The organism is Mesorhizobium sp. WSM4989, assembly GCF_029625795.1.
In the GTDB taxonomy this organism is placed as follows: Bacteria; Pseudomonadota; Alphaproteobacteria; order Rhizobiales; family Rhizobiaceae; genus Mesorhizobium.
Map to the genome: position 1 here is coordinate 1902463 of NZ_JARTVN010000002.1, position 17911 is coordinate 1920373.

Sequence of the window (17911 nt, forward strand, 5' to 3'; positions counted from 1 at the left end):
GGAAGCGCATGCGGCACGTTTTGACATCATTTCTGGCCTTGCATTGGGCGGTTGTCTTCGCCCTGCTGGCCTACATCTGCATGGATGGCAATCGCGGCATCGCGTCGGCGCTCGGCGTGCTTGGCGTCTCGCTGCAAAGCAGCCGTTTCCCGGATCTCGATCATGCTCTCGTCGTGGCGCCGCTCGCGGTCGCTCTGCTGATCGTCGCGCTGCTGTTCTGCTGGGCCTTCGTCGAGACGCTGCTCAACATCGCGACAAGGCCGGATGCGGGCGATACGGTGGTGCGGATAGCCTTCATCTGCGCCTCCTTCCTGCTTTCGGTGATTCTCGTCGGCGGCGCCGCGCAAGGCATCAACGGGCTGTTCATGGTCGTCGCCATCCAGATGACGGCGCTGCTCGCCTCTTATGTCGCGGTGCTCGCCGAGCGACGCTCGGCTCTCGCCGCGATGACCTTGCATGAAGGCGAAGCCCCCCTGGTTTCCCATCGCATGGCAGCGGGCGTCGCGCACAGCTCGCTCCTGTCCCGCATCTCCAGCCGGCCGGAAACCAGACCCGGAGGTCGCCGCTGATGCGCGCCTTGTTCGCATTCTGGGCGGCTCCGCTGGTCCTGTTCTGGGGCTGGTTCTTCCTGTCTCTCAACGACATCAATTTCGGCTACGTGATGCTCAGCCGCCAATTGCACGACCTGGTCTTCCAGCTTTACGGCCATATGCTCGGCGTCGATCCGGGGATCATCCCCGGTATGGTGGCGCGGGCCTGCGTGTTCGACAGTTTCCTGCTGCTCGGACTGGTGGCATTCCGCCGCCGGCGCCAAATCGCCGAATGGATCAGGCGGCGCCGGGAAGGCCCTGTCAGCCCCGATCAGCTCGGCCGAGCGACTGGAGTCGGTCCAACGCTCCCTGCAGAATAAAGGCCGCCGCCGCCGAATCGATCTTGCCGGCGCGCTTCTTGCGCGAGAAATCCATCTCGATCAGCGTCCGTTCCGCCGCGACCGTCGACAGCCGCTCGTCCCATAGCACGAAGGGCAGGTCGGACAAGGCGGCCATGTTGCGCGCGAAGGCGCGGGATTTCTGAGCGCGCGGTCCTTCCGATCCGTCCATGTTGACGGGAAGGCCGAGCACGATCGCGCCGACATTGTCCTTCTCGAGCTGAGCCAGCAACTGGGCGGCATCGAGCGAAAACTTCTTGCGCAGGATGACCGGGCGCGGATGGGCGAAGGACAGGCTTCGGTCCGACACCGCCACGCCGATCGTCTTGTCGCCCAGATCAAGCCCGGCGAGCGTGCGGCCGCCCGCGAGAACTGCAGGCAATTCCTCGATGCTTATGATGCCCAACCGCTCGTCCTGGTTAGTCGCCGCGCGGCTTTTTGATCGGCCGCGGGACTTTCAATTTGCTTTCGGCGTTCTATCCTTTGGCAACGAGAAAATCGAGGAATCCCTTCATGAAACTGACCTGGTATGGACATTCGGCATTCCGCATCGAGACCAAGGACGCCAACATCCTCATAGACCCGTATCTGGTCGGCAATCCGTCATGGACGGGCGGCTGGGAAAATCCAGCCGAAGGGGTGACGCATGTTCTTCTGACCCATGGCCACAGCGATCATATCAGCGGAGCCGCCGAGGTACTGAACAAGAGCGGCGCCATGCTGGTCGCCAATTTCGAGATCTGCATGTATCTCGTCGGCCAGGGCGTCAGCGATAAGAAGATAAATCCCGGCAATATCGGCGGTACCGTCGATTGCGCTCCCTTCACCACCACTTTCGTCCAGGCTTTGCACTCCTCTTCGTTCGGCGGACAAGACGGCACCAACACCTATCTCGGCAATCCGGGCGGGCTCGTGCTGCATTTCCCGGAGGACAAGACGCTCTACCACATGGGCGACACCGACATTTTTTCCGATATGGGGCTGATCAACGAATTGCATGAACCGAAGATCGGCATCGTGCCGATCGGCGATCGCTTCACCATGGGCGGCGCGGTGGCTGCCCTAGCCTGCCGCCGCTTTTTCCGCTTCGATACGGTCGTTCCCTGCCATTTCGGCACCTTCCCGATGATCGACCAGACCGCCGACAAATTCGTCGCCGGCATGGAGGGATCCGGCGTCAAGGTGGCGCTGCCCGAGATCGGCAAGGCGATCACGATCTAGGCGTTCGCCCTATGTAGTAGGGTACACTGCCTAGAGCGGCGCCCGAAGCACCGCATCCCGGTCGGCGGCATGATCTATGTTGCGCCGCAAGCGCGGCGCCGCTATAGCCCGCACTGGTTTTCCCGAGGCAAATAGACATGTCCGTTGATCTTCAGACCGTGAAGCGCGTCGCGCACCTTGCCCGCATTGCCGTGAGCGAGCAGGATGCCGAGCGCATGACAGGCGAGCTGAACGCCATCCTTGGCTTCGTCGAGCAGTTGAACGAGGTGGACGTCTCCGGCGTCGAACCGATGACTTCGGTCACGCCGATGGAGATGAAGAAGCGGCAGGATATGATCACCGACGGCAACAAAGCGGTCGACATCGTCGCCAACGCGCCGGCCATGGAAGAGAATTTCTTCCTCGTTCCCAAGGTTGTGGAGTAAGGGCAGGATGGCCGTCGAAATCGGCGTCGAGACGCCCTTGCAGGACGACGTGCGCGCGCTGGTCGCAGAACTCAACACCGCGCTGCTCGAACTGACGCCGCCGGAACATTGCTATCACCTCACCGTCGAGCAGATGGCTGGCCACGACACGACCGTGTTCGTCGCCCGCGACGCTGGCCTTGCGGTCGGCTGCGGCGCGCTGAAGCGTCATGCGGACGCGGTCGGCGAGGTCAAGCGCATGTACACGCGGCCCACGCATCGCGGCCAGAAGATCGGTGCCCAAATCGTTGCGCGGATCGAGGGTCTGGCGCGGCAGGAAGGCCTGAAGCGCCTGGTTCTGGAGACCGGCGATCGCCACCCTGCCGCCTGGGCCGTCTACGAACGCGCCGGGTTTTCGCGTTGCGGCCCGGTGCTGGATTATCCCGACTCGGAATGGTCGGTGTTTTACGAAAAGAGCCTTACCTGATGAGCGACCTCACACATCTCACCATTTCCGAGGCCCGCGCCAAGCTGCGCGGCAAGGAGATTTCGGCTGCCGAGATCACCGAAGCCTATCTCTCGGCGATCGAGCGCGCCAATCCGGTGCTCAATGCCTATGTCGCGGTGACCGGCGACAAGGGGCGCGAGATGGCCAAGGTTTCCGACGCGAAGCTCGGCAAGGGCGAGGGCGGGGCGCTCGAAGGAATTCCGCTCGGCATCAAGGATCTGTTCGCCACCGAAGGCGTCCACACCCAGGCCTGCAGCCATGTGCTCGACGGTTTCCAACCGCGCTACGAATCGACCGTCACATCCAATCTGTGGGCCGACGGCGCCGTTATGCTCGGCAAGCTCAACATGGACGAGTTCGCCATGGGCTCCTCCAACGAGACCTCCTATTACGGCCCGGTCATCAATCCTTGGCGGCGCTCGCGCCTCGACACGGTGGTGACGCCGACGACGCATCAGGGCGACGGCGGGTTTGTCTCGGCCGGCGGCGCGAAGACCGCGCGGACGTTGGATAACGCCCAGCTGGTGCCGGGCGGCTCCTCCGGCGGATCGGCTTCCGCGGTCGCCGCCTTCCTCTGCGCCGGCGCCACCGCGACCGATACCGGCGGCTCGATCCGCCAGCCGGCAGCCTTCACCGGCACCGTCGGCATCAAGCCGACCTATGGCCGCTGCTCACGCTGGGGCGTCGTCGCCTTCGCGTCCTCGCTCGACCAGGCCGGTCCGATCGCGCGCGATGTGCGCGACGCCGCGATCCTGTTGAAGTCGATGGCCTCCTCCGACCCGAAGGACACGACGTCGGTCGACCGGCCGGTGCCGGACTACGAAGCGGTGATCGGCAAGCCGATCAAGGGCATGAAGGTCGGCATTCCGAAGGAGTACCGCGTCGACGGCATGCCTGAGGATATCGAGGCGCTCTGGCAGAAAGGCATTGCCTGGCTGAAGGACGCCGGCGCGGAGATCGTCGATATCTCTTTGCCGCACACCAAATACGCGCTGCCGGCCTACTACATCGTGGCGCCGGCCGAGGCCTCGTCCAACCTCGCCCGCTATGACGGCGTGCGCTACGGGTTGCGCGTGCCCGGCAAGGACATCGTCGACATGTATGAGAAGACGCGCGCCGCCGGCTTCGGCCGCGAGGTTAAGCGCCGCATCATGATCGGCACCTATGTGCTTTCCGCGGGTTACTATGACGCCTACTACCTGCAGGCGCAGAAAGTGCGCACGCTGATCAAGCGCGATTTCGAGACCGTCTTTGCTGCCGGTGTCGACGTCATCCTGACCCCGGCCACACCGTCGGCTGCCTTCGGCGTCGCCGACGAGGACATGAACGCCGATCCGGTGAAAATGTATCTCAACGACATCTTCACCGTGACGGTGAACATGGCCGGGTTGCCGGGGATATCGGTGCCCGCCGGCCTTGACCGCAAAGGCCTGCCGCTCGGCCTGCAGCTCATCGGCAGGCCGTTCGACGAGGAAACGCTGTTCCAGACCGCCCACGTCATCGAACAGGCCGCGGGCAGGTTCCAGCCGGACAAGTGGTGGTAGCGTTGTCCCTCATCTAGTCCATTAGCGTTGTGGCGTCCTTTGCGCGTCCAAACGGACGCGCGGCGCCGTAATGGGGTGAGGGATGTTCTATTATCTTTCCAAGATCCTCTGGTTTCTCGTCCAGCCGCTCAATCTGGCGATCTTCCTGCTGCTCGCCGGTCTGCTGGCGGCGCTGTTCCGCCGCCCTCGGCTGGCCGGCACCGGCAGCGTGCTCGCCTTCCTGATCCTCGCGCTTTCGGGCTGGACCTCGCTTGGCGCAATGATGCTCAATCCGCTGGAGGAACGCTTTCCCAAGCCGCCGCTGCCGGCCAAGGTCGACGGCATCGTCGTGCTCGGCGGCGGTTTCGAGGGCGCGATCAATCTGGCGCGCGGCGGCTATGAGCTGAACAGCGGCGGCGATCGCATGGTCGAGACCGCGATCCTCGCCAGGCGTTTTCCGCAAGCGAAAGTGGTCGTCTCCGGCGGCAATGGCGAGCTTTTCCTGGACGGCGAGGGCGATGCCGACACCGCGCCGCGCCTGCTTGGCGCGCTGGGGGTCGCGCCCGATCGCCTGATTCTTGAGAACAAGTCCCGCAACACGTACGAAAATGCAGTCTTCACCCGCAGGCTGGTCGAGCCGAAACCGGGCGAGACATGGCTGCTGGTGACGTCTGCCTTCCATATGCCGCGCGCCAAGGCGTTGTTCGACAAGGCCGGTTTTCCAACCGTCCCTTGGCCGGTCGATTACCGGACCTCAGGCAAGGAAGGCATCGGTCTGTTCCGCGACAATCCGGCCGATTCGCTGCAGGCGACCACCATGGCGATCCGCGAATGGATCGGGCTCTCCGCCTATTGGCTGTCGGGCCGCATCGATCAACCTTTCCCGGCGCCGGGCGGCTGACCGAGCACTGCCTGGCGCGCGGCCGAGAAGAACTGACGGCGCACAAGCACGGCAAGCAGCACCAGCGTCGACAGCACGAACACCGTCGGGCCGACGAACGAGCCGAGATAGCCGATCGAGAAGAAGACGGCGCGCAGGCCGGAATTGAAATGCTTGCCGGCTAGCACGTTCATGCGGGTGGCCCGCCACACCGCCGTCCCGCTGACCGGATTGCGCGAGGCCTCGCCATGCGGGACCGGCACGGCACCGATCAGGATCGAGCAGTAGTTGAACAGCCGGTAGGCCCAGCCGAATTTGAAGAAAGCGAAGGCGAGGATCAGCACCAGGCCGAACATTTTGGTCTGGAAGGCTTCGCGGGAGGATGCGGAGGCCAACGGCAAGTCAGTCATTATGGTCAGAACCCGGTCGGAAGCGCCGAGAAGGGCAAAGCAGCCGCCGAGCGCGATCAGCGAGCTCGAGGCAAAGAAGGCGGTGCCTTGCTGCAGCCCGGACATGATGGCGGTGTCGACTATGCGCACCTCGCGCTCGGCCATGTTGCGCATCCAGGCTTCGCGCTGAGCGTTCATGGCCGTGGTCAGCGACACGCGGCTAACGAGCTTGCCGTCGGAGGCCAGCGTATGCAGCACCCAGACGACCAGGAAAAAGGCCAGAGCGGCCAGGTCTGTCGCCGAAAGATGAAGGGAATCGCCCATACGTTCTTTTACCACAGGCCGGGCGCTTCGACGGCGGAAGCAAGCGGTACATGTCGCTGCCGGAGCAAACAAGGTCGGCTGACGCCGCGCCGCGACATGCAAAACAGCGGAAACATCGCGAGAATTCCTATATGTAAGTTTTGAGCGGCCTCCAGGAGACAGCGGCGCGTGTTCCTTTCGGTTTTCGACCTGTTCAAGATCGGCATCGGTCCATCGAGCTCGCATACGATGGGGCCGATGACGGCTGCCCGCCGCTTCCTCGACGAGATCCTCGCCGACGACTGGCCGCGCCCGGCCGGCGTCGAGGTCGATCGCATCGGCGCCAGCCTGCACGGCTCGCTCGCTTATACCGGGATCGGCCATGGCTCGGACCGCGCCGTCATCCTCGGACTGGCCGGCGAGACGCCGCAGACAGTCGATCCGGATGAGGCGGATAGCATCGTTGCCCGCATCGGAACGGAGAAACGGATTTCGCCGCCTGGGCATCCGGCCTACCGCTTCGACCCGGCCAAGGATCTGGTGCTCGACCGCAAGACGCCGTTGACCGGCCATGCCAACGGCATGGCCTTCTATGCCTACGATGCGTCCGACCGGCTGCTGCTCAAGCGCATCTATTATTCGATCGGCGGCGGCTTCGTCGTCTCCGAGGAAGAGTTGCAGCGCATGAAGGCCAAGGGCTCGGTGACGACGGAAGGCAAGAAGGTGCCTTATCCGTTCAAGAACGCCGTCGAGATGCTGGCGATGGCGGCCAGGAGCGGGCTTTCGATCGCCGAGATGAAGCGGTCCAACGAGGAAACGCATATGTCGCGCGAGGAGCTGGACGCCGGCCTCGACGCGATCTGGAGCGCCATGAAAGGCTGCATCGACCGCGGGCTGTCGCAGGACGGCATCATGCCGGGCGGACTGAAGGTGCGGCGCCGCGCACGCCAATTGCATGACAAGCTGCAGGAACAGTGGCAGCAGAACCGGCCCAACCCCTTGCTCGCCAATGACTGGCTGTCGATCTATGCCATGGCGGTGAACGAGGAGAACGCCGCCGGCGGGCGCGTGGTGACTGCGCCGACCAACGGTGCCGCCGGCACGCTGCCGGCGGTGCTGCGCTACTGGCTGCATTTCCATCCCGAAGCCGACCAGCCGAGCATCCGCGACTTCCTGCTGACGGCCGCCGCCGTCGGCGGCATCATCAAGTCAAACGCTTCGATCTCGGGCGCCGAGGTCGGCTGCCAGGGCGAAGTGGGATCCGCCTCGGCAATGGCGGCGGCCGGGCTTTGCGCGGTCATGGGGGGCACTCCGGAGCAGGTCGAGAACGCCGCCGAAATCGCGCTCGAGCACCACCTCGGCATGACCTGCGATCCGGTCGGCGGCCTGGTGCAGGTGCCCTGCATCGAGCGCAATGCGCTGGGCGCGGTCAAGGCGGTAACAGCCGCCTCGCTCGCCATCAAGGGCGACGGGACGCATTTCGTGCCGCTGGATGCTGCTATCGAGACCATGCGCCAGACGGGTCTCGACATGAACGAGAAATACAAGGAAACCAGCCTCGGCGGACTGGCTGTCAACGTGGTCGAGTGCTGACCTTGCCCCACCGGCGGGCTTGGTTTGCCGAAGCGATCGAAACGGCCACGCTGGCCTCATGATTTGGCTGCAGTCGGCCTGTGCATAATCCCGCTTGGCGTTGAATGCCTCCGGCGCTGTCGCTAGATTGCGGGCATGTCTCTCAATCTCGTCAAACTCTGCGTCGGCTGCGACAGCGTCGAGGACCTGGAAGAGTGGATCGCCTTCCGTCTCGACGAGCGGTGCCGCGCTGGCGAGCCGGCCGAGCACTGGCACACCACGCGCATGGTGCCGACGCGCGGTGGGGAGATCACCGATGGCGGCTCGCTCTACTGGGTGATCAAGGGCAACGTCCAATGCCGGCAGCTGATTACGGAGATCCGGCCTTTCGTCGATGGCGAAGGCATCGGCCGCTGCCATCTCGTGCTTGATCCCGAAGTGGTGCGCACCGACTGGCAGCCGCGCCGCGCCTTCCAGGGCTGGCGTTATCTTAAGCCCTCCGATGCGCCGGCCGATCTCGGCAAGGGCAGGGCCGCATTGGCCGAGATGCCGCCGAAACTGCGCCTGGAGCTTGCGGAACTCGGCCTGCTGTAGGACTGCAGGTCCTCATCTTCCGCTTGCTGGCCCTTCGAGCGGCCCGGCGTGGGGCTTGCAAGCACCGCCCCTGCGCCACATCTTGATTTCGATGCACAATCATTTGGATGGCGGTGCAAACTGATGGGCGTGATCATCGCATTGGCAGCCGTGCTCCTGGTGCTTTTCGGCGCCGCGACAATCTTTGTGCGTGCCGACGCAGCGAGGATGGCGGACAGTCTCAGAACGCTTGGGCCCGCGCTGTTGGGCCTGATCGGCGCGACGATGCTCGTGGTCGGCCGCAGCAGCTTTGGCGGTCTGCTGATGATTGCTGCGGCAGGCTGGTATGCCTGGATGCGGGCGAGGCGACCGCCACCGAAACTTGTCGCGGCCAAACGCTCAACCGTGCGCACCGCGGCTCTCGAAATGGAGCTCGACCACGACAGCGGCAAGCTCGAAGGCCTTGTTCTCGCCGGCCACTATGAGGGGAGAATGCTGAGCGCCATGGAGATCGCCGAGCTGCAGCAACTCCATGTCGAGCTACGGCCGGACCCGGAGAGCCGCCAACTGCTAGAGACGTATCTTGACGGCCGTTTTCCCGTCTGGCGCAAGGACGCGCAGCCGGACAGTGGCGAAGGGCTGGGTGTTGCGCCAGGTGCGGGCGCCATGACTAAGGAGGAGGCCTACAAGATCCTTGGTCTTGAAGCGGGGGCTGCCGCGGCGGATATCCGCAAGGCGCACCGCCGCCTGATGCAGCGCCTGAACGCCGATGTCGGCGGCACGTCTGTCCTGGCGGCGCGGATCAATGAAGCCAAGGACGTCTTGCTCTCCAATCACGACTAGTCTCCTTCGACGCGGAACTTCCCGGGAGGTTCAAAAGCCGCCTATTGCTGGACGGCGTAGCACTCGATCTTCTTTCGCTTCAGGGCGTCGCAAGCTTTCCAGGCTGCGTCCTTCGAGCCGAAACCGCCGAAGCGGGCGCGGTAGTAGGTGACGCCGCCCTTGTCGAACGCGACCGTGAAGCCCGATGCGTCGGCCAGCACCTTCGGCGCCTGCTTGGTCGTCTTGTCGAGAAGCGCCTGAGCCCCCGATTGCGTCGGCGAGGACGCGACCTGCACCACCCATCCCGACGGCAGCGAGGCCGTCTTGACCGGATCGATGGCCGGCTCGGCGTAAGCGGCAACCGTCTGGGACGTGGCTTCGGGCTGTGATGCGGTTTCGGTCTCTGAGGTGGTTTCTTGGGGCGCGGGTGCCGGAGCCATGGCGGCCACCGCAACCGTCTTCACCTTCCTGACCTGGATCACCGGCTTGGTTTCCTCAGCGACCGGCGCGCTGTCATCGGCTGACGCGACTTCGGTGTCGTCGACAGCCGGTTTTTCGTCCGGAGTCGGTGCGTCATGCTTGGGCAGGAGGACCTTGGCCAGAGCCTTGATCGGATTGCCGCCGCCCGCCTTGGCGATCAGGTTGCCGCCGCCGCGGGTCGAGGCGCGCGGAAGGTAGGTGTTGATCAGTGAAGCCATCTGGTTGTCGCGGCTGCGGCCGGAAGCGCCGCCCATCACCACTGCGACGAGGCGGCGATCGCCATCGGCGACTGAGGAGACCAGGTTGTAGCCGGAAGCGCGCGTGTAGCCGGTTTTGATGCCGTCGACACCCTTGATGCGGCCGAGCAGGCGATTATGGCCGTTGATGCGCTGGCGGCCATAGAGGAACGAGCGCTGCGAGAAATAGCCGTAATATTGCGGGAAGTGCTCGCGGAGCGCGATGCCGAGCATCGCCATGTCGTGCGCCGTGGTGAACTGGCCCGGATCGGGCAGGCCATTGGCATTGCGGAAGACAGTGCCGTTCATGCCAAGCTGGCGTGCCTTGGCCGTCATCATGCGGGCAAAATTGTCTTCGCTGCCGCCGAGCAACTCGCCCAGCGCGGTCGCCGAGTCGTTCGCCGACTTCGTCACCATCGACAGGATCGCGGTCTCGACCGGCACCGACCCGCCGGCGCGCACGCCGAGCTTGGTCGGCGGCTCGGACGCGGCATGGGCCGAGAACGGCACCGGCGTGTTCTTGCCGATCCTGCCCTTCGCCAATGCCTCGAAGGTGAGGTAGAGCGTCATCATCTTGGTGAGCGAAGCCGGATAGCGCCGGCCGTTGGCGTCGGCCGAATAAAGCACCCTTCCGGTCTTGGCGTCGACGACAATCGCGGCAGACTTTGCCGCCATCGCGGAGGCGACATCGGCGGTGACAATCGTCACCGCGAGCGCGGCAATCATGATCGCCTTGAAGGAGAATGAAGATTTGGAGACGAAGCCCGACAACGCCTGACGCACCGTTACTTACCCTGAATTTTCGTTGCCCCGGAGGCGGCAGAGGGGTGCCTGCCTCACTTCCGGCCAAGCTATCGCGGTCAGCGTTACCAATCCGTTTATGGTAACCGCCGCGTTCACCATTTTCTGGCGATTTGAGCCTCTGTTTATTCGAACTTTAGCGGTCGCTGTCGCGCGGAGCCCTTGCAGCTCAAGGCAATCTTGACTTTTGTGCAGCGCACAATATATTCCAGTGCATTGCACAAGGGCGCCCGGGGCTAAATGGGCGTTTCAACCAAGGGAAGGCATGAAATGACCCAGACCTATGAGGACTTCGCGAAATACGGCAAGGAGTTTGCCGACACCGGGCTGAAGAGCTTTGCCTCGCTCACCAAGGGTGCGCAGGCGATCGCGACCGAAGCCGGCGAATACACCAAGAAGAGCTTCGAGGCCGGCAGCGCCGCCTTCGAGAAGCTGTTCTCGGCCAAGTCGATCGAGAAGGCCATCGAGATCCAGACCGACTACGCCAAGCAGAGCTACGAGAGCTTCGTGGCCGAGGCCAGCAAGATCGGCAATCTCTATGCCGAGCTCGCCAAGGAAGCCTACAAGCCGTTCGAATCGGTCGTCGCCAAGGCGAAGTAATTTCGTCCGATCACATCGGGCAGGCTAGCCGGCCCGCAAAAACAACCCGGTCGCGGAAGCGCGGCCGGGTTTTTTCATGCGCCGCCGCAACCACCCGCGCCTTGCCGCATTCACGATTGAGAAATTCGCTGAAGTTTGCGTACCTAGCCATATTGTCAGCTAAACAGAAGGGCTTAAAATCGGCCATCGAAGACCTACATGTTGAACTCGCATGAGGATTCGAAAAGGCAGGACTACGTGACGATCGGTTTGACTGCCACGGCAGGCGTGGTGCGAATGCAAGGTGACGGCGACCGCAACGATCCCGGTCGCGGCACGGCGGTCATCACGCGCACCAAAACCAAGACAAAAAAGCCCAGCCTCTACAGGGTCCTCATCCTTAACGACGACTACACTCCCATGGAGTTCGTGGTCCACGTCCTGGAGCGTTTTTTCCAGAAGGACCGCGAGGCCGCCACACGCATCATGCTGCATGTTCATAATCATGGAGTGGGCGAGTGCGGGGTCTACACATTCGAGGTGGCCGAGACCAAAGTGTCTCAGGTCATGGATTTCGCCCGACAGAATCAGCATCCGCTGCAATGCGTGATGGAGAAGAAGTGAGGTAACATGCCGGCTTTCTCCCAAGGCCTGGAAAAGGCGCTACATCAGGCGCTGACGTTCGCCAACGAGCGGCATCATGAATATGCAACGCTCGAACACCTGCTGCTGGCGCTCATCGACGACACCGAGGCGGCCGCGGTGATGCGCGCCTGCAATGTCGATCTCGACGAGCTCAAGCACACCGTTCTGACCTATATCGACACCGAGCTTGACAATCTCGTCACCGGTTACGACGAGGATTCGAAACCGACCGCCGGGTTCCAGCGCGTCATCCAGCGCGCCGTCATCCATGTGCAGTCGTCCGGCCGCGAGGAGGTGTCCGGGGCCAATGTGCTCGTCGCAATCTTTGCCGAGCGCGAAAGCCATGCGGCCTATTTCCTGCAGGAACAGCAGATGACCCGCTACGACGCGGTCAACTACATCTCGCACGGCATCGCCAAGCGCCCCGGCGCTTCGGAGTCGCGCACGCCGCGCGGCGCCGACGATGAGCAGGGCGGTCAGAACGGCGCCGAGCCGCAGGAAGACGGCGGCAAGAAGAAGCCGCAGGACGCGCTGACGGCCTACTGCATCAACCTCAACAACAAGGCCAAGGCCGGCAAGATCGATCCGCTGATCGGTCGCGAGAGCGAGATCAATCGCACCATCCAGGTGCTGTGCCGCCGCTCCAAGAACAACCCGCTCTATGTCGGCGACCCAGGCGTCGGCAAGACGGCGATCGCCGAGGGCCTTGCCAAGCGCATCGTCGAAGGCGACGTGCCCGAGGTGCTGCAGGACGCCACCATCTTCGCGCTCGACATGGGCACTCTGTTGGCCGGCACGCGCTATCGCGGCGACTTCGAGGAGCGGCTGAAGCAGGTCGTCAAGGAGCTCGAGGACTATCCGGGCGCGGTGCTGTTCATCGACGAGATCCACACCGTGATCGGGGCAGGGGCCACGTCTGGCGGCGCCATGGATGCCTCGAACCTGTTGAAGCCGGCGCTGTCGTCCGGCGCGATCCGCTGCATCGGCTCGACAACGTACAAGGAGTTCCGCCAGTTCTTCGAGAAGGACCGCGCGCTGGTGCGGCGCTTCCAGAAGATCGACGTCAACGAGCCGACCATCGAGGACGCCATCGAGATCATGAAGGGCCTGAAGCCCTATTTCGAGGAGTTCCACAAGGTCCGCTACACGAGCGAAGCGATCAAGGCTTCGGTGGAGTTGTCGGCCCGCTACATCAGCGACCGCAAGCTGCCGGACAAGGCGATCGACGTGATCGACGAGACCGGCGCCTCGCAGATGCTGGTGCCTGAGGCCAAGCGCAAGAAGACGATCGGCATCAAGGAAATCGAGGCGACGATCGCCACCATGGCGCGCATCCCGCCGAAGACGGTTTCGGCGGACGACGAGAAGGTGCTGCAGGGTCTCGATGTCGAGCTGAAGCGCGTCGTCTACGGTCAGGATACCGCAATCACCGCGCTGACGTCGGCGATCAAGCTGGCGCGGGCGGGCCTGCGCGAGCCGGAGAAGCCGATCGGCTCCTACCTTTTCTCAGGGCCGACCGGCGTCGGCAAGACGGAAGTGGCCAAGCAGCTTGCGGCCTCGCTCGGCGTCGAGCTGATCCGCTTCGACATGTCGGAATATATGGAACGCCACACCGTCTCGCGGCTGATCGGCGCACCTCCCGGCTATGTCGGCTTCGACCAGGGTGGACTGTTGACCGACGGTGTCGACCAGCATCCCCATTGCGTGCTGTTGCTCGACGAGGTGGAGAAGGCGCATCCGGATCTGTTCAACATCCTGTTGCAGGTGATGGACCATGGCAAGCTGACCGACCACAACGGCAAGCAGATCGACTTCCGCAACGTCATCCTGATCATGACGACCAATGCGGGCGCATCGGACGCTCAGCGCGCGGCGATCGGCTTCGGCTCGACCAAGCGCGAGGGCGACGACGTCGAGGCTATCAACCGGCTGTTCACGCCCGAATTCCGCAACCGTCTCGACGCGATCATTCCGTTCGGCTCGCTGCCGATCCCGGTGATCCATCAGGTGGTGCAGAAATTCGTCATGCAGCTCGAGGCCCAACTTTCCGAGCGGGGCGTCACCTTCGACCTGTCGCCGGACGCGATCGCCTGGCTGGCCGACAAGGGCTATGACGAGCGCATGGGCGCGCGTCCGCTCGGCCGCGTCATTCAGGAGCACATCAAGAAGCCGCTGGCCGACGAGGTGCTGTTCGGCAAGCTGAAGAAGGGTGGCACGGTGCGCGTCACCGTCGAGAAGAAGGAAACCGGCGAGACCGGCCTGAAGCTCGAATCGTTGGCCGATGAAGCTCCGGTGAAGCCGAAGAAGGAAGAGCCGGAGGACGCGCCGAAGCCGAGGAAGGCGGCGGCGAAGAAGCCTGCCGCCAAGAAGGCCGTGGCGCAGAAGCCGGAGCCGAAGGGCAAGGACGGCGGCAAGCGAAGCCTGGTGCCGCAGCTGCCCCGCAAGGGCTGATCGACCTGAAGCGCGTCCCGCTGAAACGGATTCAGGCGGCGCGCGCTAGGTGCTTGTTACCAAAACGGCCGCCCGCCTTTGGGCGACATGCATTGAAGTCAAAAAGCCCCGGCAACGGGGCTTTTTGACTTGGGAGGAACCCACGTGACGGCTGGCCAAATCATCCATACGGAATGGCGCACGGCCCTCCGGAAGTCGAGCATTGCCGCCCCGTGAAATGTTTGCTGGCTGCAGAGTCAAGCAACGCCGTCCGGCGCGAAGCGTGTCAGGAAATATCCGCACGCCTTCCAGATCATGATCGACAAGAGGGCACCCGCGTAGCCGTCGATGGCATAGTGCCAGCCAAGCGCGACTGAGCCGACCATTATCACAGCAGCGAATGCCCACATCAGGACACCGGCCGGCCGGGAGCGCTGCGTTGCGTACAAGGAGAAAAGCACCGCCATCGCCACGTGCATGGACGGGAAAGCGGATATGCCGATGCTGCCGACGGTCGCGCCGGTATAGCCGCTCCACAGCATGTCCTGCGTGCTAAGCGCCCAGATCGGATAGATGCGATCGGCGGCGGCGAGTGCCTGCATGAGGGGACGGAAGTCACCGCCGAGTCCCAGTCGCTCGTAAAAGCACGGCCCCGCCGACGACAGCCCCATCGCCAGGAAGAAGCCGCCAAGCGTCCATATCAGCATGAAGCTCATCAGGAACTGATGACGCAGCTTCGTATCTTTGCGCGTGATGCAGGCGGTGAAAACCGTGGCGATGAGCACGATGAACCAGAAATTGTAGGCGAGATTGAGCATCCTCAATGCAAAGGGCGACTGGACGATAAACCACAGCCATTCGTCCGGCGCTCTACCGAAATGCAGGATCCGATCGGCGTGGGCCAGCGCCTTGTCCCATGCAAAAGGGGAGAGGATTGCGATGGCTCCTTTCAGAACGCCGACGGCGGATACGAAGGCGATGCTGGCGGTCAGGCCGTTGAGGCTGTTGGCCGTGCGTTCGGCGTCGCCGAAAAAGCTGCCCAGCGATTTCAGGAAGGTGCCGAGCGGTTCGGGATCCCGTTTGACCAGCGCAAGGTGGAGAAAGATCCCAAGTGCAAAGACGCAACCGCAGATCCAGAAAGCGATCAAAAGGTACTCAATGTATTCTTTCAATATGCCGAAATCCGGCATGTTTCCGGTGCGCATGCCGATCGCTATTGCCAGAAGCAGAGCGCCGACGGCCAAGGCGTGAAGCAATCTGTGTCGTCGAAAGGCGTGTGCCAGGGCGATCAGAAAAGCCCGTCCGCCAGCCATCGTCGCAAGGGGGGTCGACGCCGCAACCGAATTGTCCATGGTTTGAAACCCAATAGCTCGCCACGCCCCAGCGTTCTACAGCGAGATGGTTCGATATTTCCTAACCAAACGATTCGAGTGCGAACGGTCGCATCCGGGCGCCGCACGCGGCCGGGGAAAACGCGCCAGGGTTGTCGCGGCAAACCGATATAGGATCGTCAGTGCGAGGCTGTCAGTCGGCCTTCAACGGCGACGGGGCCGCGCGCTTTAGTTCCCTAGTGCCGCGCGGATCTTGCCGGCGTTCTCGGCCAGCACTTCCGGCTTTTCCATCTGCCCGGAATGGGGCTTCAGCGGCACGCCGTCGAAGCGCGGAATGACGTGGACATGGAGATGGTAGACGGTCTGCCCGGAGGCCGGCTCGTTGAATTGCATCAAGGTGACGCCGTCGGCATTGAAGGCCTTTTTCACGGCAACCGCCACCTTCTGCACCACGGCAAACAGCGGACCGAATGTTGCCGGATCGGCGTCGAGGATATTGCGCGACGGCGCCTTCGGCACCACCAGCGTGTGGCCGACTCCTTGCGGCATCACATCCATGAAGGCTACGACCGCATCGTCCTCATAGATGCGGTGCGAGGGGATTTCGCCGCGCAGGATTTTCGCAAAGATGTTGCCGGGATCGTAGGCTTCGGCCATGGCGGGCACTCCGGATTAGGTGTCGTCGTCCGGTGTAGCGAAGCCGCTTCCGAGCGGCAAGACGATTGAGCCGATCTGTCGGCAGCGCGGTCGGCCATCGCTGTTGCATGATCGCAGGTGTTGTCGTCTGATACGTCAATGTCAGGATGGAGCGACTGTGAAGTGGATCGTCGCCGGATGGCTGTTGTTCATTGTGTCGGCGCTGTTCTTCATCGCCGCCGCGTGGCGCGCAGGCGATCTGCTGGCGCTTGGCGGCGGCATTTTCTTCCTGGTTGCCTGCTTTTCGTTCCTCGTTCCGATCGCGGCCCGAAAGCCGCAATGACTGTGGATGGCAAGGCCCGAGCTATTCCTTGAGATCCTTGCGGAACGGGGTGTGCTCTTCGAGATACTCCCCCATCCGCTCCACCTCGCGCCTCTCGCGGCGAAGGTAGTCGGCGACCGCGTTGCGCAGGCCAGGATGGGCGATGTAGTGCGCCGAATGCATGGTCACCGGCTGGTAGCCGCGCGCCAACTTGTGCTCGCCTTGCGCGCCGGCCTCCACCACCTTCAACTTGCGCTCGATCGCGAAGTCGATCGCCTGATGGTAGCAGACCTCGAAATGCAGGAAGGGGTGATCCTCGATGCAGCCCCAGTTGCGGCCGTAAAGCGCGTCGGACCCGATGAAGTTGATGGCGCCCGCAATGTAGCGGCCGCTGCGCTTGGCCATGACCAGGAGAATGTCCTCGGCCATGCGCTCGCCGATCAGCGAGAAGAACTGGCGGTTGAGATAAGGGCGGCCCCATTTCCTGCCGCCGGTATCCATGTAGAAAGCGAAGAAATCGTCCCAGACGCGTTCGGTGATGTCCCTGCCGGTCAGCCAATCGATGCTGATGCCGTCGGCCAGCGCCTCGCGACGCTCCTTTTTCATCGCCTTACGCTTGCGTGAAGCGAGCGTGGCGAGGAAGTCATCATAGCTCGAAAAGCCTTCGTTGAAGAAATGGAACTGTTGGTCGGTCCGGTGCAGGAAACCCGCTGCTTCGAGCGTCGCAATGTCGGGCTCGGCGGCGAAGGTGACATGCGCGGAAGATACGCCGAGCTTGTCGGTCACCAATTTCAGGCCGGCGGCGAGGCCGGCCCTCACCGCGCCTTCGTCCTCGCCCCTGCTTACGAGCAGGCGAGGGCCGGTGACGGGCGTGAACGGCACCGAGCATTGCAGCTTCGGATAATAGCGCCCACCTGCGCGCTCGAACGCGTCCGACCATCCGTGGTCGAAGACATATTCGCCCTGACTGTGCGATTTGAGATAGCAAGGCACGGCGCCCAGCAGCTTGCCTTGCGCCGTCTCGAGCCTGAGGTGATGACCCTGCCAGCCGGTGCGCCGCACGGCACAGCCAGAATCCTCAAGCGCGCTCAGAAAACCGAATGAAACGAGCGGGTTGTAGCCGTTTGCTCTGTCGCCGCGCGCGGTTCCGGCGAAGCTGTTCCATTCATCGCAGGTGAATGCGCCGATGGTGGTCGCGATGCGGACCGAATAGTCCGCATTCGCTGTCGGTCCATCGTCGTCGTCACCCTGATCCATCCGGCTTATTTAAGCGTCCTCAGGGCAGCTACAAGTCACGTTTCAGGCACTGCCTCACAGCATGATGCCGA

21 protein-coding genes are annotated in these 17911 nt (G+C 63.2%); 14 read left to right on the plus strand and 7 right to left on the minus strand.

Features of this window, described 5'->3' with window-relative positions; translation table 11 throughout:
* Positions 1-8: 8 nt before the first annotated feature.
* Together P9217_RS21940 and P9217_RS21945 are read left to right on the plus strand one after the other, a co-directional pair.
* Positions 9-569 carry a hypothetical protein gene (locus tag P9217_RS21940; RefSeq protein ID WP_127240657.1) on the plus strand — a complete coding sequence of 187 codons (561 nt, stop codon included), beginning with the start codon at positions 9-11 and terminating at the stop codon, positions 567-569.
* A complete protein-coding gene (locus P9217_RS21945; RefSeq protein WP_278087503.1) occupies positions 569-910 on the plus strand; it encodes a DUF6105 family protein in 342 nt (113 codons plus the stop codon). The genes P9217_RS21940 and P9217_RS21945 overlap by 1 nt, the downstream gene beginning before the upstream one ends.
* On the opposite strand, the gene ruvX is transcribed toward P9217_RS21945, so the two are convergent.
* Positions 852-1334, minus strand: coding sequence for a Holliday junction resolvase RuvX (gene ruvX, locus P9217_RS21950; RefSeq protein WP_278087504.1), 483 nt, complete (start codon positions 1332-1334; stop codon positions 852-854). The two genes, P9217_RS21945 and ruvX, sit on opposite strands and share 59 nt — an antisense overlap.
* Positions 1335-1441: 107 nt before the next feature.
* Between ruvX and P9217_RS21955 the strand changes: the two genes are divergently transcribed.
* From P9217_RS21955 to P9217_RS21975, 5 genes are all read left to right on the plus strand, one after another.
* Positions 1442-2149: a metal-dependent hydrolase gene (locus P9217_RS21955; protein ID WP_278087505.1), complete on the plus strand. Its 708-nt coding sequence runs from the start codon at positions 1442-1444 to the stop codon at positions 2147-2149.
* Positions 2150-2286: 137 nt separating this feature from the next.
* Entirely contained in the window at positions 2287-2574 is a 288-nt protein-coding gene (gene gatC, locus P9217_RS21960; protein WP_095800780.1) for an Asp-tRNA(Asn)/Glu-tRNA(Gln) amidotransferase subunit GatC, read from the plus strand.
* A 7-nt stretch (positions 2575-2581) separates the two neighbouring features.
* Positions 2582-3040 (plus strand): GNAT family N-acetyltransferase, encoded by a 459-nt coding sequence (locus tag P9217_RS21965; protein ID WP_067319833.1) that lies wholly within the window; start codon positions 2582-2584, stop codon positions 3038-3040.
* Complete coding sequence (locus P9217_RS21970) at positions 3040-4605, plus strand: amidase family protein (RefSeq protein WP_278087506.1); 1566 nt, start codon at positions 3040-3042, stop codon at positions 4603-4605. Before P9217_RS21965 ends, P9217_RS21970 begins: the two co-directional genes overlap by 1 nt.
* A gap of 82 nt (positions 4606-4687) precedes the next feature.
* Complete coding sequence (locus tag P9217_RS21975; RefSeq protein ID WP_278087507.1) at positions 4688-5485, plus strand: YdcF family protein; 798 nt, start codon at positions 4688-4690, stop codon at positions 5483-5485.
* Here P9217_RS21975 and P9217_RS21980 read toward each other — a convergent pair.
* The gene (locus P9217_RS21980; RefSeq protein ID WP_095825359.1) at positions 5458-6177 is read right to left on the minus strand and encodes a DUF599 domain-containing protein; all 720 of its coding nucleotides are present in this window, start codon (positions 6175-6177) and stop codon (positions 5458-5460) included. The genes P9217_RS21975 and P9217_RS21980 overlap by 28 nt on opposite strands.
* 168 nt (positions 6178-6345) lie before the next feature.
* Here P9217_RS21980 and P9217_RS21985 point away from each other — a divergent pair, with 168 nt between their 5' ends.
* The 3 genes from P9217_RS21985 to P9217_RS21995 all read left to right on the plus strand — a co-directional run bounded on the left by P9217_RS21985 (position 6346) and on the right by P9217_RS21995 (position 9144).
* The gene (locus P9217_RS21985) at positions 6346-7749 is read left to right on the plus strand and encodes an L-serine ammonia-lyase (protein ID WP_278087508.1); all 1404 of its coding nucleotides are present in this window, start codon (positions 6346-6348) and stop codon (positions 7747-7749) included.
* Between the two features lie 135 nt (positions 7750-7884).
* On the plus strand, positions 7885-8322 hold the full coding sequence (locus P9217_RS21990) for a DUF1489 family protein (protein WP_067319848.1): 438 nt from the start codon (positions 7885-7887) through the stop codon (positions 8320-8322).
* 123 nt (positions 8323-8445) lie between these two features.
* A complete protein-coding gene (locus tag P9217_RS21995) occupies positions 8446-9144 on the plus strand; it encodes a molecular chaperone DnaJ (RefSeq protein ID WP_095777736.1) in 699 nt (232 codons plus the stop codon).
* A 41-nt stretch (positions 9145-9185) separates the two neighbouring features.
* On the opposite strand, the gene P9217_RS22000 is transcribed toward P9217_RS21995, so the two are convergent.
* Positions 9186-10622: a D-alanyl-D-alanine carboxypeptidase gene (locus P9217_RS22000; RefSeq protein WP_278087509.1), complete on the minus strand. Its 1437-nt coding sequence runs from the start codon at positions 10620-10622 to the stop codon at positions 9186-9188.
* A gap of 288 nt (positions 10623-10910) precedes the next feature.
* Between P9217_RS22000 and P9217_RS22005 the strand changes: the two genes are divergently transcribed.
* Positions 10911-11240 (plus strand): phasin family protein, encoded by a 330-nt coding sequence (locus tag P9217_RS22005; RefSeq protein ID WP_066992785.1) that lies wholly within the window; start codon positions 10911-10913, stop codon positions 11238-11240.
* Between the two features lie 10 nt (positions 11241-11250).
* Here the strand turns inward: P9217_RS22005 and P9217_RS22010 are convergent, their stop codons facing one another.
* Entirely contained in the window at positions 11251-11427 is a 177-nt protein-coding gene (locus P9217_RS22010) for a hypothetical protein (RefSeq protein WP_156751000.1), read from the minus strand.
* Between the two features lie 89 nt (positions 11428-11516).
* On the opposite strand from P9217_RS22010, the gene clpS reads away from it, so the two are divergent.
* Positions 11517-11843: an ATP-dependent Clp protease adapter ClpS gene (gene clpS, locus P9217_RS22015; RefSeq protein WP_041000825.1), complete on the plus strand. Its 327-nt coding sequence runs from the start codon at positions 11517-11519 to the stop codon at positions 11841-11843.
* A gap of 6 nt (positions 11844-11849) precedes the next feature.
* The gene (gene clpA / locus P9217_RS22020; protein WP_066992605.1) at positions 11850-14315 is read left to right on the plus strand and encodes an ATP-dependent Clp protease ATP-binding subunit ClpA; all 2466 of its coding nucleotides are present in this window, start codon (positions 11850-11852) and stop codon (positions 14313-14315) included.
* Positions 14316-14551: 236 nt separating this feature from the next.
* On the opposite strand, the gene P9217_RS22025 is transcribed toward clpA, so the two are convergent.
* Complete coding sequence (locus P9217_RS22025) at positions 14552-15484, minus strand: phosphatase PAP2 family protein (RefSeq protein WP_278087510.1); 933 nt, start codon at positions 15482-15484, stop codon at positions 14552-14554.
* Between the two features lie 369 nt (positions 15485-15853).
* Positions 15854-16282: an HIT family protein gene (locus tag P9217_RS22030; RefSeq protein WP_066992609.1), complete on the minus strand. Its 429-nt coding sequence runs from the start codon at positions 16280-16282 to the stop codon at positions 15854-15856.
* Between the two features lie 157 nt (positions 16283-16439).
* Between P9217_RS22030 and P9217_RS22035 the strand changes: the two genes are divergently transcribed.
* Positions 16440-16604 (plus strand): cytochrome oxidase subunit III, encoded by a 165-nt coding sequence (locus P9217_RS22035; protein WP_095780537.1) that lies wholly within the window; start codon positions 16440-16442, stop codon positions 16602-16604.
* A gap of 21 nt (positions 16605-16625) precedes the next feature.
* Here the strand turns inward: P9217_RS22035 and P9217_RS22040 are convergent, their stop codons facing one another.
* Positions 16626-17840 (minus strand): GNAT family N-acetyltransferase, encoded by a 1215-nt coding sequence (locus tag P9217_RS22040; protein ID WP_278087511.1) that lies wholly within the window; start codon positions 17838-17840, stop codon positions 16626-16628.
* Positions 17841-17911: the final 71 nt, after the last annotated feature.

Bases quoted from the DNA above. Each gene is read 5' to 3' on its own strand.
- P9217_RS21945 (WP_278087503.1), top strand. From the start codon at position 569: ATGCGCGCCTTGTTCGCATTCTGGGCGGCTCCGCTGGTCCTGTTCTGG.
- clpA (WP_066992605.1), top strand. From the start codon at position 11,850: ATGCCGGCTTTCTCCCAAGGCCTGGAAAAGGCGCTACATCAGGCGCTG.
- P9217_RS21965 (WP_067319833.1), top strand. From the start codon at position 2,582: ATGGCCGTCGAAATCGGCGTCGAGACGCCCTTGCAGGACGACGTGCGC.
- P9217_RS21980 (WP_095825359.1), bottom strand. From the start codon at position 6,177: ATGGGCGATTCCCTTCATCTTTCGGCGACAGACCTGGCCGCTCTGGCC.
- P9217_RS21970 (WP_278087506.1), top strand. From the start codon at position 3,040: ATGAGCGACCTCACACATCTCACCATTTCCGAGGCCCGCGCCAAGCTG.
- P9217_RS21940 (WP_127240657.1), top strand. From the start codon at position 9: ATGCGGCACGTTTTGACATCATTTCTGGCCTTGCATTGGGCGGTTGTC.
- P9217_RS21990 (WP_067319848.1), top strand. From the start codon at position 7,885: ATGTCTCTCAATCTCGTCAAACTCTGCGTCGGCTGCGACAGCGTCGAG.
- P9217_RS22030 (WP_066992609.1), bottom strand. From the start codon at position 16,282: ATGGCCGAAGCCTACGATCCCGGCAACATCTTTGCGAAAATCCTGCGC.
- P9217_RS21975 (WP_278087507.1), top strand. From the start codon at position 4,688: ATGTTCTATTATCTTTCCAAGATCCTCTGGTTTCTCGTCCAGCCGCTC.
- P9217_RS22010 (WP_156751000.1), bottom strand. From the start codon at position 11,427: ATGGCCGATTTTAAGCCCTTCTGTTTAGCTGACAATATGGCTAGGTAC.
- P9217_RS22040 (WP_278087511.1), bottom strand. From the start codon at position 17,840: ATGGATCAGGGTGACGACGACGATGGACCGACAGCGAATGCGGACTAT.
- P9217_RS21995 (WP_095777736.1), top strand. From the start codon at position 8,446: ATGGGCGTGATCATCGCATTGGCAGCCGTGCTCCTGGTGCTTTTCGGC.
- P9217_RS22005 (WP_066992785.1), top strand. From the start codon at position 10,911: ATGACCCAGACCTATGAGGACTTCGCGAAATACGGCAAGGAGTTTGCC.
- gatC (WP_095800780.1), top strand. From the start codon at position 2,287: ATGTCCGTTGATCTTCAGACCGTGAAGCGCGTCGCGCACCTTGCCCGC.
- clpS (WP_041000825.1), top strand. From the start codon at position 11,517: ATGCAAGGTGACGGCGACCGCAACGATCCCGGTCGCGGCACGGCGGTC.
- P9217_RS22025 (WP_278087510.1), bottom strand. From the start codon at position 15,484: ATGCCGGATTTCGGCATATTGAAAGAATACATTGAGTACCTTTTGATC.
- P9217_RS21955 (WP_278087505.1), top strand. From the start codon at position 1,442: ATGAAACTGACCTGGTATGGACATTCGGCATTCCGCATCGAGACCAAG.